Genomic DNA, 12,765 nt, shown 5'->3' on the forward strand with positions numbered 1-12,765 from the left:
TTCCACTCGAACGTTTAGGCTGGCATCCACCCCATAGAAGTACGGCTGTGACCTAGTCGACACCGAGGAATCAAAAAAAACTTTCCGGAAGGGGTTGTATCCGCCGCCGAGGTTTGCGAATCTCTACATGGCGCTCGGGACGGCCCGCAACATCGGCCCCACAGAGAGCCGGAACCCCTTCCTCAAAACCCAGGACCACACCAGGCAACTGGCAGTCGGCCCTTCACTTGCGGGGGGATTCGTGAAAGCGTTCACATTCACAAGCAATCGTACGTAATAAGAGAGGTAGCAGCCATGGACTGGCGTCACAACGCCGTTTGTCGTGAGGAAGACCCCGAGCTGTTCTTCCCCATCGGCAACACCGGTCCTGCGCTGCTGCAGATCGAGGAAGCCAAGGCCGTCTGCCGCCGCTGCCCCGTCATGGAGCAGTGCCTGCAGTGGGCGCTCGAGTCCGGCCAGGACTCCGGCGTCTGGGGTGGCCTCAGCGAGGACGAGCGCCGCGCAATGAAGCGCCGCGCCGCTCGCAACCGGGCGCGCAACGCCAGCGCCTGACACCCTGCTACAGCCTGAGCCAGGCGGCGCGTACAGCGCGTACGCACCACCCGCCCCGAGCCGCAGCGCGCAGTACCCGAAGCGCTCAGAAGTCGGTAATGAGCCCCGGACCGCACCATGGTCCGGGGTTCATTGCCGTGCCGTCGCTGTGCGTCACTCACTTGCCGGAACGGACCGGGACGTCCAGGACGACCCTGGTACCGCCGCCCGGCGCCGGCACCATGTCGAACGAACCGCCCAGCTCGCCCTCCACCAGGGTCCGCACGATCTGCAGCCCCAGATTTCCGGTGCGCTGCGGGTCGAACGCCTCGGGCAGTCCGCGGCCGTCGTCCTGAACGGTGATCAGCAGCCGCGCGTCCTCGCGGTGGCCGCCCCGTACGGCTGACACCTCGACCGTGCCCTGATCCCCGGGCGCGAAGGCGTGTTCGAGGGCGTTCTGGAGCACTTCGGTGAGCACCATGGACAGCGGTGTCGCGACCTCGGCGTCCAGGATGCCGAAGCGGCCGGTCCGGCGGCAGTGGACCTTTCCGGGCGAGATCTCGGAGACCATCGCCAGCACCCGGTCGGCGATCTCGTCGAACTCGACACGCTCGTCCAGGTTCTGCGAGAGCGTCTCGTGGACGATCGCGATGGAACCGACTCGGCGGACCGCCTCGTTGAGCGCCTCGCGGCCCTGCTCCGAGTCCATCCGCCGGGCCTGCAGCCGCAACAGGGCCGCCACCGTCTGGAGGTTGTTCTTCACCCGGTGGTGAATCTCCCGGATGGTGGCGTCCTTGGTGATCAACTCGCGCTCGCGACGGCGCAGTTCGGTGACATCGCGGCAGAGTACGAGCGAACCGATCCGGGTGCCCTTGGGCTTGAGCGGGATCGCGCGCAGCTGGATCACCCCGCCGTTGCCCTCGACCTCGGTCTCCCGGGGCGCCCAGCCGCTGGCCAGCTTCACCAGGGCTTCGTCCACCGGGCCGCGGGACGGAGCGAGTTCCGCGGTGGCCTGGCCGAGGTGCTGGCCGACCAGGTCGGAGGCGAGGCCGAGCCGGTGGTAGGCGGACAGCGCGTTGGGGCTGGCGTACTGGACGACCCCGTCGGCGTCGAGACGGATCAGGCCGTCGCCGACGCGCGGGGAGGCGTCCATGTCGACCTGGTCGCCGGGGAAGGGGAAGGACCCGGCGGCGATCATCTGGGCCAGGTCGGAGGCGCTCTGGAGGTAGGTGAGTTCGAGCCGGCTGGGGGTGCGTACGGTCAGCAGGTTCGTGTTGCGCGCGATGACGCCGAGGACCCGGCCCTCCCGGCGTACGGGAATGGACTCGACCCGCACCGGGACCTCCTCGCGCCACTCCGGGTCGCCCTCGCGCACGATCCGGCCCTCGTCGAGGGCGGCGTCGAGGAGCGGACGGCGGCCGCGCGGAACCAGATGGCCGACCATGTCGTCCTGGTAGGAGGTCGGACCGGTGTTGGGCCGCATCTGCGCCACGGAGACATAGCGGGTGCCGTCCAGCGTGGGGACCCACAGGACGAGGTCGGCGAAGGAGAGGTCGGAGAGCAGCTGCCACTCCGAGACCAGCAGATGCAGCCACTCGAGGTCGGTGTCACTCAGAGCGGTGTGCTGGCGGACGAGGTCGTTCATGGAGGGCACGTGTGCGAGCGTACCCGCGGATCGAGCCGGGGAGACCTCCGGTCCAGGTCTGTCGGATACGACGGTAGATTGGCCCGTCGTATGGATGGACAGCACAGAATGGTCTAGTCCACAATGCGAAGGTAAGAACTTCCGCCCTCCCCGCACAGGAGGACGGACCGAGGTGACCGGCGCTCTCTGCCCTGACTGCGCAGGCACCTCCACACCGCCCGCCGGGACCGCACACCCGCCGGACGGTCGACTCCGGGCTGCGGTGCCGGACGGGCTGAGGGTCCCGTCCCGGCGCCGTGGCCCGCGGGTGGTTCCGGGGGTCTTCCGCCCCCCAGGGCAGTAGCAGCGCGGGCCGCTCGGCCATCTCCGGACACGCCCTCCTCCTCTGCTAAATTGGTCTACACCACATGCGGGACCTCATGAGACCACTCTCCAGATTGGCAGGCTCAGCGTGGAAGTTGTCATCGTTCCGGACGCCACGGCAGGCGGCGAACTCATCGCGGAGGCCATCGCCGCCCTGCTGAGCCGCAAGCCCGACGCCCTGCTCGGCGTGGCCACCGGCTCGACCCCGCTGCCCATCTACCAGGCGCTGGCCGCCCGCGTCCGCTCGGGTGCCGTGGACGCCTCGCGCGCCCGCGTCTGCCAGCTCGACGAGTACGTCGGCCTGCCCGCCGGGCACCCCGAGTCCTACCGCTCGGTCGTGCTGCGCGAGGTCGTCCAACCGCTCGGCCTGCCCGCGGACTCCTTCATCGGCCCGGACGGCACCGCCGAGGACGTCCAGGCGGCCTGCGAGGCGTACGACCACGCGCTGGCCGAGGCCGGCGGAGTGGACCTCCAGCTGCTCGGCATCGGCACCGACGGGCACATCGGCTTCAACGAGCCGTGCTCCTCGCTCGCCTCCCGCACCCGGATCAAGACCCTCACCCGGCAGACCCGGGAGGACAACGCCCGGTTCTTCGACAGCCTCGACGAGGTCCCGCACCACGTCATCACCCAGGGCATCGGCACCATCCTGGAAGCCCGCCACCTGGTGCTGCTGGCGACCGGCGAGGGCAAGGCCGACGCCGTCGCGCACTCCGTCGAGGGGCCCGTCTCCGCGCTGGTGCCCGCGTCCGCACTGCAGCTGCACCCGCACGCGACGGTCGTGGTGGACGAGGCGGCGGCATTCAAGCTGAAGCTCGCGGACTACTTCCGCGCCACCTACGCCGCGAAGCCGGCCTGGCAGGGGCTGTAAGCGGTACGCGAAGGCCGGGTGCCCCGTCGGGGCCCCCGGCCTTCGGTATGCGCGTCACGCTCCGGCGATGACCTCCGCCGCGGCCCGTCCGCAGACGCGGGCCGCGCCGTGGGTCGCGATGTGCAGGGCTCCCCTCGGCGGCGCCTGCGGCACGCCCATCTCCACGACGACCGTGTCCGGGCGGGCGGCGAGCAGGGCATCGAGCGCCCCGGCCATCCACGGGTGGCGGTGGACGTCCCGTACGACGGCGACGATCCGGCGGTCCTCGGCGTCCTTCAGCACGGTCTCCGGCGTGACCGGGTCGGCATACGTACCCGTCCGCGTCCCCGGGAGCAGGCGGGCCAGCTCGGCGGCCACGCCCCACGGGGTCTCGTCCCCGACGGCGATGTTCGCGACCGGGGTGAGGGCGGCGACGTACGGGGCGGCCGTGAGCGGCTCCCACGGGAGCGCCTGCGCTGCGGGGGTGACGCACAGGGCGCGGCGGGCGGCGGTCAGTCCGATGCCGGTGCCGGGCGCGGTCCCCTCCTGTGAAGCCGCGCCCGGCCCCGAAGCCCCCCTGGTCCGCCGCGTCCACTCGGCGAGTGCGCGGACCCGGGCTGCCGCGTCGGCCAGCCGTTCCTCGGGCAGCCGCCCCTCGCGTACCGCACCGACCAGCGCGTCGCGCAGGCGCAGTACGGTCTCCTCGTCGGCGAGGCCGCCGCCCACACAGATGGCGTCGGCGCCCGCGGCGATCGCGAGGACGCTGCCGCGCTCGATGCCATACGTGGCGGAGACGGCCTGCATCTCCATGCCGTCCGTGACGATCAGCCCCTGGTAGCCCAGCTCTTCACGCAGCAGACCGGTGAGGATCTGCGGGCTGAGGGTCGCCGGGCGGACGGGGTCGAGCGCGGGAAGCAGGATATGCGCACTCATCACCGCTTTCGAGCCCCCGGCGATGGCGGCGCGGAAAGGTACCAGGTCACGGGCGTGCAGTGTGTCCAGATCCACATCGATGCGGGGCAGTGCGTGGTGTGAATCGACGGCCGTGTCGCCGTGGCCGGGGAAGTGCTTGGTGCAGGCCGCGACCCCGGCGGACTGCAGGCCCTCGATGTACGCCGCCGTGTGCCGGGCGACGAGCTCGATGCCGGCACCGAAGGACCGTACACCGATGACCGGATTGTCCGGGTTGGAGTTGACGTCCGCGGAAGGCGCCCAGTTGAGGTTGACGCCGCACTCGGCGAGCCGGCGGCCCAGCTCACGGGCGACCTCCCGGGTCAGCGCCGGGTCGTCGACCGCGCCCAGCGCCAGATTGCCGGGGAAGGAGGAGCCGTTCCGGACCTCCAGGCGGGTGACGTCGCCGCCCTCCTCGTCGATCGCCACGAGTACGTCGTCCCGCTCGGCCCGCAAGCGTGCGGTGAGCGCGGCGAGTTGTCCGGGCGAGGCGATGTTGCGGCCGAACAGTCCGACGGAGGACAGGCCTTCACCGACCCGGCGCAGCAGCCAGTCGGGAGCGGTGGTGCCGATGAATCCGGGCTGGAGTACGGCGAGCGCGTCGCGGGTCAGCGTGTCCGCGCCGTGGGCGAGGGTCGTCATGGGGAGGCGTTATCCCTTCACTGCGCCGGCGGTCATCCCGCCGACGGCCCGTCGCTGGAGGAAGACGAAGACGATGAGCACGGGGACGGCGAAGAGCGAGGAGGCCGCCATCGTGGCGCCCCAGTCGCTGCCGAAGGCCGTCTGGAACTGGGTCAGCCAGAGGGTGAGGGTCTGCGCCTCCTTCTCCTTGTTCAGGATGAGGACCATGGCGAACTCGTTCCAGGCCGTGATGAAGCCGAAGAGCGAGGTGGACATCAGACCGGGCGCCAGCAGCGGGAAGATCACCTTCAGGAACGCCTGGCCGCGGTTGCAGCCGTCGATCAGCGCGGCCTCCTCCAGCTCCACCGGGACGGCGGCGATGAAGCCGCGCAGCGTCCAGATGGTGAAGGGCAGGACCATGACGAAGTAGATCGCGGTGAGCAGCGGGATGCTGTTGAGCATGTCCCCGTCGCGGGCGATCAGGTACATCACGATGACCATGACTTCCCAGGGCGCCATCTGAGCCATCATCACGGCGAGGACGAGGCCCTTGCGGCCCCGGAACCTCATCCGGGCGATGGCGAAGCTCGCGGCCAGCGCGACGACGAGGGCGAGGAGCACCGCGCCGACGGTGACGATGAAGCTGTTCTGGACGTAGGTCCAGAACAGGTCGACGTTCGTGGCCGTCGTGTAGTTGCCGAAGGTCGGCGCGAAGAAGAAGACCGGGTCCTTGCTGAGGATCTCGCTCTGCGGCTTGAGCGAGGACGAGAACATCCAGTAGACCGGGAAGACGAAGACGACGGCGAGCACGAGGGCGGCGGCGTTCTTGCCGATCGCACCGAACCGGACGGGCCGCTTGGCGCGCCGGACGCCGGGGGACACTTTGCTCACTGCTCCTCCTCCTGCTTCAGGATCAGGCGGAAGTAGAAGGACATGAGGACGACCAGAATGAGGATCGTCAGGACGGAGATCGCCGCGGCGAGGCCGTAGTGGCCCTGGCCCTGGCCCTCGATGTAGGCGAAGACCGGCAGGATCTCGGAGGCGCGGTCCGGGCCGCCCTGGTTCATCGCGTACACCTGGGTGAAGGCCTTGAAGACCCAGATGATCTCCAGGAACGTGGTGATCAGGAAGAACGGCTTCAGGTTCGGGAAGACCACGGACCAGAAGATCCGCCAGCCGCCGGCGCCGTCCATCCGGGCCGCCTCGTACAGCTCACCGCCGATGGTCGTCAGGCCCGCGTACATGTTGAGCGCGACGAACGGGATGGATCCCCAGACCACCAGCGCGGTGACGATGGTGAGGGTCGACATTCCCGTCTCGAACCAGTTGTGCTGGTCGTATCCGGCGAAACCGAGCGTGCGCATCAGCCAGTTGGCGACGCCGAACTGCTCGTCGAAGAGCCAGCGGAAGACGGTGACGGAGGCGACGATCGGCATGGCCCACGCCATCACCAGTGCCACCGAGAGCACCAGCCGCATCTTCTTGCCGAGGCGGTTCAGGAGGATGCCGATGAGCGTGCCGATCGCCATGATCAGGACGACGTTCGCGGCGGTGAACGCGAAGCTGCGGAGTACGACCGTCCAGAAGTCGGGGTCGCCCAGCAGCTCGGTGTAGTTGCCGAAGCCGGTCCACACCGTCTCGCGGGTGATCAGCTCCTTCCGGTTGACCTGCTGGAAGGACAGGATCACGTTCCGGACGAGCGGATACAGCACAAGCAGCGCACCGCAGAGGATCGCGGGGGCCACCAGCAGATACGGCAGCAGCCCGGCGGGCAGGGCGCGCCTGCCGCGAGGGCGCCGAAGGGCTTCCCCGGAACCGGGACGGGAACCGGAAGGGGGCGGCGGAGTGCTCGACTCGGCTGCCGCTTTCCCGGGCGCATCCTCCGGAGCAGAGGTCGCCACTCCCTGGGAGTGCACGGTCATGGTCTTCTTCCTCGCGGTTCTGGTTCCTCGCAGTACCTCCGGTGGCCGCGGCCGGGGCGCCGGGCGCCGGCCGCGACCACCGGACACGACTACTGCTGGTTGATGCGCTCGGTGATGACCTTGTCGGCCGCCTCGCCCGCCTTCGTGGCGTCCTCACCCTTGAGCACCTTGGTCATGTACTCCTTGATCGGGTTGGGCGCGGTCTCCACGTTCGCCCAGCCCGGGGTGACCGGGGTGATGTTGCCCGAGGCCGCGGCCTGCGCCATGGCCTCGGCGAAGGAGCCGGCCGCCGGCTTGAACTGCGCGGCGTCGTTGTTCGGCAGCAGCGCGCCGGTGACGGCCGCGCTGTACTTGGTCATCTGCTCCTTGCCGGAGGCGAGCGCCAGCCACTCCTTGGCCAGGTCCTTGTTCTTGGACCGCTCGGAGATGGCGAGGTTCGAGCCGCCGAAGAAGACGCTGCCCGGCTTGTCCGCGGTCTTGCCCGGGATCGGGAAGTAACCGAAGTCGGCCGTCTTGCCCGCCTTCTTCATCGCGTCGATCGCGCCGCCGGCCTCCCAGCCGAGACCGATCCACGAGGCGACGCCGCCCTTGGGCACGATGTCGGTGGACTGCTGCGGGGTGGCCTCGTCCTTGTCCTTGGGAGCGGTGGAGAAGGACTGGAGCTTCTTGTAGAACTCCATCGCGGACGCGGCCTCGGGGGTGGCGAGGGTGCCCTTCCACTTGTCGCCGTCCTTGACCGCGAAGTCGCCGCCCTCGTCCCACAGGAAGCCGGCGAGCACGTACCAGCTCTGGCCGGGCAGGTAGATCGGCTGGGTCTTGCTGTCGGCGGCCTTCAGCTTCTCCAGGCCGGCGATCCACTCGTCGCGGGTCTTCGGCGGGGTGACCTTCGCCTTCGCGTACGCCGCCTTGTCGTAGACGACGACACGGTTGGCCGCGTACCAGGGGGCGGAGTAGAGCTTGCCGTCGTACTCGGCCGACGCGAGCATGCCCTTGTTCCAGCCGTCGCCGCCGAGCTCGGCCTTGTCGCCGGAGAGGTCGGCGAGGCCGCCGGTGGCCGCGTAGCCCGCGGTCTGGGTGTTACCGAGTTCGAGGACGTCCGGCGGGGTGTCCTCGGAGAGGGCGGTGGTGACCCTCTCCTGGATGCCGTTCCACTGCTGGGTCTCGACCTTGACCTTGACGCCCTTGTGCTTGGCCTCGAACTCCTTGTTCACGGCCTCGAGCCACGGGGCCGGAGCCGAACCGTCCATGACCCAGACGGTCAGGGTCTTGTTGCCGGCCGCTTCCGTGGTGCCCTTGCCGTCGCTGTCGCCGCCACAGGCCGCAACGCCGACCATCATGCCCGCGACGCCTACCGCCGCGATGAGCTTGCGCTTCACGCCACCCTCCTCAGGATGCCTGCAAATCCACTGCCCGCCGCGATGACATACGCCAAGTACTGCCGTGGGGCTGGGACCTGGCCTTTAATGGTTTAGACCAGTACCCGGGAGCTTGGCCTAGACCTTTAGGGGTGTCAAGGGTGTATAAGAAGGGCTGTCGCGTCCGTTATCGGACCGACACCTGAGGGAGGGCGACGGCCTCGGACCGGCCCGTGTCACGATGTGAGCCGCTACGTACGGAGGAGCCGGTGACGGCAACAGGACAGGAGTCGGGAAGGCGGGGCATGGCCACCGACGCGGGAACCACGGATCCCGAGAACGGCACGGCGGGGGTAGCCACCCGCACCGCACGCGTGCCCAAGTACTACCGGCTCAAGCGGCACTTGCTCGACATGACGCAGACGCTGCCGCCGGGCACGCCCGTACCGCCGGAGCGGACGCTCGCCGCGGAGTTCGACACCTCGCGCACCACTGTGCGTCAGGCGTTGCAGGAGCTGGTCGTCGAAGGCCGGCTGGAGCGGATCCAGGGCAAGGGCACGTTCGTCGCCAAGCCCAAGGTCTCGCAGGCGCTGCAACTCACCTCCTACACGGAGGACATGCGGGCCCAGGGCCTCGAACCCACGTCGCAGCTGCTGGACATCGGCTATGTCACGGCCGACGACACGCTGGCGGGGCTGCTCGACATCACCACCGGCGGGCGCGTGCTGCGGATCGAGCGGCTGCGGCTCGCCAGCGGTGAGCCGATGGCCATCGAGACCACGCATCTGTCGGCCAAGCGCTTCCCGGCGCTGCGCCGGTCCCTGGTCAAGTACACGTCCCTCTACACGGCGCTGGCAGAGGTGTACGACGTCCACCTCGCCGAGGCCGAGGAGACGATCGAGACCTCGCTGGCCACTCCGCGCGAGGCGGGGCTGCTCGGCACCGACGTCGGCCTGCCGATGCTGATGCTGTCGCGCCACTCGCTGGACGCCGGCGGCCATCCGGTGGAGTGGGTCCGGTCCGTCTACCGCGGCGACCGCTACAAGTTCGTGGCGCGGCTCCAGCGGCCGACGGCCGAGCGGCCGCCGGGCTGACCGGCCCGGATCCACATCGTTCTCGTACCGATATGCGGACGGGGGGTGACGCCTGCCGAGACAGTCGCCTAGATTTCCTGCGCACTCAGCAGGTGATCAGCGAGGGGACGTATCCATGCCAGAGCCGGCATCACCCACCACCACTCAGCGGAGCCTCAGTCCGAAGTCGATAGCGGTCTGGTCACTCGTCGCCCTCACGGGCGCGATCGGCTGGGCCGTGCTCGCGCTCTCCCGCGGCGAAGAAGTCTCCGCCGCCTGGATGCTCGCGGCCGCCCTCGGCTCGTACGCCATCGCGTACCGCTTCTACTCCCGCTTCATCGCCAACCGCGTACTGAAGGTCGACAAGACGCGGGCGACCCCCGCCGAACGCCTTGACAACGGTGTCGACTTTCACCCCACCGACCGCCGCGTGCTCTTCGGGCACCACTTCGCGGCGGTCGCCGGCGCGGGACCGCTGGTCGGTCCCGTCCTCGCTGCCCAGATGGGCTACCTGCCCGGCACGATCTGGATCGTCGCGGGTGTCATCTTCGCCGGCGCCGTCCAGGACATGGTGACGCTCTTCTTCTCCACCCGCCGCAACGGCCGCTCGCTGGGCCAGATGGCGCGGGACGAGATAGGGCCCTTCGGCGGCGCGGCCGCGCTGGTCGCGGTCTTCGCCATCATGATCATCCTGCTGGCCGTACTGGCCCTGGTGATCGTCAACGCCCTGGCGGACTCGCCGTGGGGCGTCTTCTCCATCGGCATGACCATCCCGATCGCCCTCTTCATGGGCGTGTACCTGCGCATCCTGCGGCCGGGCAAGGTCACCGAGGTCTCCGTCGTGGGCGTGGCGCTGCTGCTGCTCGCCATCGTCGCGGGCGGCTGGGTCGCCGATTCCTCGCTCGCCGGGATCTTCACGCTGGAGAAGGGCACGCTCGTCATCTGGATGATCGTGTACGGCTTCCTGGCCTCCGTCCTGCCGGTGTGGATGCTGCTCGCACCGCGCGACTACCTCTCCACCTTCATGAAGATCGGCACGATCGTGCTGCTCGCACTGGGCGTCGCGCTCACTCTGCCGACCCTGAAGATGGACGCGGTCACCGAGTTCGCGAGCCGCGGGGACGGACCGGTCTTCGCCGGCTCGATGTTCCCCTTCGTCTTCATCACCATCGCGTGCGGCGCGCTCTCCGGCTTCCACGCCCTGGTCTCCTCGGGCACGACCCCGAAGATGATCCAGAAGGAGACCCAGGTCCGGATGATCGGCTACGGGGCCATGCTGACCGAGTCGTTCGTCGCCATCATGGCGATGATCACGGCATGCATCATCGACCCGGGCCTGTACTTCGCCATCAACTCCCCCGCGGGCGTCGTCGGCACGACCGTCGAGTCCGCCTCCACGGCGGTGGCGAACCTCGGCTTCAGCATCTCCCCCGAGCAGCTGGCGAAGGCCGCCGCGGACGTCGAGGAAGCCAGCCTGCTGTCGCGGACCGGTGGTGCGCCGACCTTCGCGCTCGGTATGTCGGAGATCTTCTCGGCCGTGGTCGGCGGCACCGCGATGAAGGCCTTCTGGTACCACTTCGCGATCATGTTCGAGGCGCTCTTCATCCTCACCACCGTGGACGCGGGCACCCGGGTCGGGCGCTTCATGCTCCAGGACATGCTGGGCAACGTCTACAAGCCGTTCCGCCAGGTCAGCTGGAAGCCGGGCGTCTGGTTCGCCAGCGCGGTGGTCGTCGGCGGCTGGGGCTACTTCCTGTGGGTCGGCGTGCACGACCCGCTGGGCGGAATCAACCAGCTCTTCCCGCTGTTCGGCATCGCCAACCAGCTGCTCGCCGCCGTGGCCCTGGCCGTGTGCACCACGCTGCTGGTCAAGTCCGGCCGGCTCAAGTGGGCCTGGGTCACCGCCGTCCCGCTCGCCTGGGACGTCGCGGTCACGCTCACCGCGAGCTGGCAGAAGATCTTCTCGGACGACGTCAAGGTGGGCTTCTTCGCCCAGCGCGAGAAGTTCCAGGCGGGCATCGACGCCGACAAGGTGCTGCCGCCCGCCAAGACGATGGACGACATGCACACGGTGGTCACCAACGCCACCGTCGACGGGGTGCTTTCGGTGCTCTTCGCCGTCCTCATCGTCGTGGTCATCGCGGACGCGGCACGCGTCTGCTTCCGGGCCATCAGCAACCCGGAGGGCGTCAGGCTCGCCGAGGTCCCGTACACCGAGTCCAAGCTCCTCGCACCGGCGAGCCTGCTCGCCACCCAGGAGGAGAAGGCCGAGTTCGCGGCGGCCGGACTCGGCCCGGACGGCGGTCTCCGCAAGGACACCGTCCCCGCGGGATCCGGCCCGGCATGAGCGCCCCGACTACGTTGACCAGGTTCGGGCGGGCCGTGCACTGGATCCGCTGGTACGTGCGCGAGGTGTCCGGCGAGGCGGTGTACGACAGGTACGTCGCCCACGCCCGGTCCTGCGACCCGGCCGCCGAGGTCATGACCCGGCGCGAGTTCGAGCGCAGCCGTACGGACGCGCGGGAGGCCGACCCCCGGGACGGCTTCCGCTGCTGCTGAGCGCCCGAACGGAAGCGGGCCGCCGTGATCCCCCCTGGGGAAACACGGCGGCCCGTTGTCGTACCCCTGCGGCACACTTCGGAACATGGACATCACGATCAGGGAGGCCCGGCCCGAGGAGTACGAGGAGCTGGGTGAGATCACCGCACAGGCGTATCTCGGGGACGGTCTGCTGGACTTCGGGGAGGACGACGACTACCTCCACGTCCTGCGGGACGTGGCCCGGCGGGCGCGCAACGCGGAGGTCCTCGTCGCGGTGCGCGAGGGACAGCTGCTGGGCAGTGTGACCTTCGCGCCGCCCGGCAGCGCGTGGGCCGACATCGCGCGGGAGGGCGAGGCGGAGTTCCGGATGCTGGCCGTCGCCCGCGCGGGACGGGGGCGCGGTGCGGGCGAGGCGCTCGTACGGGCGTGCATCGAGCGGGCGCGAGCGATCGACGGGGTGGCGCGGCTGGTCCTGTCCACCACGCCCGCCATGCGCGGAGCCCACCGGATCTACGAACGGCTGGGCTTCGTCCGCACGCCGGAGCGGGACTGGGAGCCGATACCGGACCTTCCGCTCCTCACCTACGAGTTGGAGCTGTAGGGGGTCCACGACACAACATGTGGGGGGTGACGCATCAACCCGCCCCCACATGTATGCTCATGCTCGCTGTCGCCGCAGGGGAATCCGGTGGAAATCCGGAACTGTCCCGCAACGGTGCATTGGTGCGCGTTCGCGCGTCCAGGAGTCCGAAGACCTGCCGACGGTGCATCCGGTTCGACCGTTCCGGGTGCCGATACGTCCGGGCCTCGCGGATGGGCCGGTGGACGCCGCGTGGTGTGCTGCCCTGTGCCGGCCGCATACGCCCGTGGGCGCCTCCGCTCCCCCCGCGGCCCCGAGCCGAGCGAGGGAGAG

The 12,765-nt window shown here is 69.5% G+C and carries 11 protein-coding genes and 1 riboswitch; of the genes, 6 read left to right on the forward strand and 5 right to left on the reverse strand.

What is annotated here, in order from left to right; translation table 11 throughout:
- Positions 1-294: 294 nt before the first annotated feature.
- The gene (locus ACWV17_RS04545; protein ID WP_003953983.1) at positions 295-552 is read left to right on the forward strand and encodes a WhiB family transcriptional regulator; all 258 of its coding nucleotides are present in this window, start codon (positions 295-297) and stop codon (positions 550-552) included.
- A 157-nt stretch (positions 553-709) separates the two neighbouring features.
- On the opposite strand, the gene ACWV17_RS04550 is transcribed toward ACWV17_RS04545, so the two are convergent.
- Positions 710-2,176, reverse strand: coding sequence for a sensor histidine kinase (locus tag ACWV17_RS04550; RefSeq protein WP_455356061.1), 1,467 nt, complete (start codon positions 2,174-2,176; stop codon positions 710-712).
- Positions 2,177-2,627: 451 nt separating this feature from the next.
- Here ACWV17_RS04550 and nagB point away from each other — a divergent pair, with 451 nt between their 5' ends.
- Positions 2,628-3,410 (forward strand): glucosamine-6-phosphate deaminase, encoded by a 783-nt coding sequence (gene nagB / locus ACWV17_RS04555; RefSeq protein WP_455358571.1) that lies wholly within the window; start codon positions 2,628-2,630, stop codon positions 3,408-3,410.
- A 54-nt stretch (positions 3,411-3,464) separates the two neighbouring features.
- On the opposite strand, the gene ACWV17_RS04560 is transcribed toward nagB, so the two are convergent.
- The 4 genes from ACWV17_RS04560 to ACWV17_RS04575 form a co-directional block, all read right to left on the reverse strand.
- Complete coding sequence (locus tag ACWV17_RS04560; protein WP_455358572.1) at positions 3,465-4,982, reverse strand: glycoside hydrolase family 3 protein; 1,518 nt, start codon at positions 4,980-4,982, stop codon at positions 3,465-3,467.
- Positions 4,983-4,991: 9 nt separating this feature from the next.
- Entirely contained in the window at positions 4,992-5,843 is an 852-nt protein-coding gene (locus ACWV17_RS04565) for a carbohydrate ABC transporter permease (protein WP_455358739.1), read from the reverse strand.
- Positions 5,844-5,848: 5 nt separating this feature from the next.
- Entirely contained in the window at positions 5,849-6,883 is a 1,035-nt protein-coding gene (locus ACWV17_RS04570) for a carbohydrate ABC transporter permease (RefSeq protein ID WP_455358573.1), read from the reverse strand.
- An 89-nt stretch (positions 6,884-6,972) separates the two neighbouring features.
- The gene (locus tag ACWV17_RS04575) at positions 6,973-8,259 is read right to left on the reverse strand and encodes an extracellular solute-binding protein (protein WP_455358574.1); all 1,287 of its coding nucleotides are present in this window, start codon (positions 8,257-8,259) and stop codon (positions 6,973-6,975) included.
- 284 nt (positions 8,260-8,543) lie between these two features.
- Between ACWV17_RS04575 and ACWV17_RS04580 the strand changes: the two genes are divergently transcribed.
- The 4 genes from ACWV17_RS04580 to ACWV17_RS04595 all read left to right on the forward strand — a co-directional run bounded on the left by ACWV17_RS04580 (position 8,544) and on the right by ACWV17_RS04595 (position 12,453).
- Positions 8,544-9,332, forward strand: a complete 789-nt coding sequence (locus ACWV17_RS04580; protein WP_455356005.1) for a GntR family transcriptional regulator — start codon at positions 8,544-8,546, stop codon at positions 9,330-9,332.
- A 115-nt stretch (positions 9,333-9,447) separates the two neighbouring features.
- The gene (locus tag ACWV17_RS04585) at positions 9,448-11,658 is read left to right on the forward strand and encodes a carbon starvation CstA family protein (protein WP_455356006.1); all 2,211 of its coding nucleotides are present in this window, start codon (positions 9,448-9,450) and stop codon (positions 11,656-11,658) included.
- A complete protein-coding gene (locus ACWV17_RS04590) occupies positions 11,655-11,870 on the forward strand; it encodes a YbdD/YjiX family protein (protein WP_455356007.1) in 216 nt (71 codons plus the stop codon). The genes ACWV17_RS04585 and ACWV17_RS04590 overlap by 4 nt, the downstream gene beginning before the upstream one ends.
- A gap of 85 nt (positions 11,871-11,955) precedes the next feature.
- Positions 11,956-12,453, forward strand: a complete 498-nt coding sequence (locus ACWV17_RS04595) for a GNAT family N-acetyltransferase (RefSeq protein WP_455358575.1) — start codon at positions 11,956-11,958, stop codon at positions 12,451-12,453.
- A gap of 53 nt (positions 12,454-12,506) precedes the next feature.
- Positions 12,507-12,629: riboswitch (cobalamin riboswitch) on the forward strand.
- The last annotated feature ends 136 nt before the right edge of the window (positions 12,630-12,765 follow it).

It is taken from the genome of Streptomyces mabaensis (assembly GCF_053763515.1).

What these genes read in the sequence shown, in the direction of transcription:
- ACWV17_RS04585 (WP_455356006.1), top strand. Translation starts at nt 9,448, where the DNA reads ATGCCAGAGCCGGCATCACCCACCACCACTCAGCGGAGCCTCAGTCCG.
- ACWV17_RS04580 (WP_455356005.1), top strand. Translation starts at nt 8,544, where the DNA reads ATGGCCACCGACGCGGGAACCACGGATCCCGAGAACGGCACGGCGGGG.
- ACWV17_RS04570 (WP_455358573.1), bottom strand. Translation starts at nt 6,883, where the DNA reads ATGACCGTGCACTCCCAGGGAGTGGCGACCTCTGCTCCGGAGGATGCG.
- ACWV17_RS04595 (WP_455358575.1), top strand. Translation starts at nt 11,956, where the DNA reads ATGGACATCACGATCAGGGAGGCCCGGCCCGAGGAGTACGAGGAGCTG.
- ACWV17_RS04545 (WP_003953983.1), top strand. Translation starts at nt 295, where the DNA reads ATGGACTGGCGTCACAACGCCGTTTGTCGTGAGGAAGACCCCGAGCTG.
- ACWV17_RS04550 (WP_455356061.1), bottom strand. Translation starts at nt 2,176, where the DNA reads ATGAACGACCTCGTCCGCCAGCACACCGCTCTGAGTGACACCGACCTC.
- ACWV17_RS04590 (WP_455356007.1), top strand. Translation starts at nt 11,655, where the DNA reads ATGAGCGCCCCGACTACGTTGACCAGGTTCGGGCGGGCCGTGCACTGG.
- ACWV17_RS04560 (WP_455358572.1), bottom strand. Translation starts at nt 4,982, where the DNA reads ATGACGACCCTCGCCCACGGCGCGGACACGCTGACCCGCGACGCGCTC.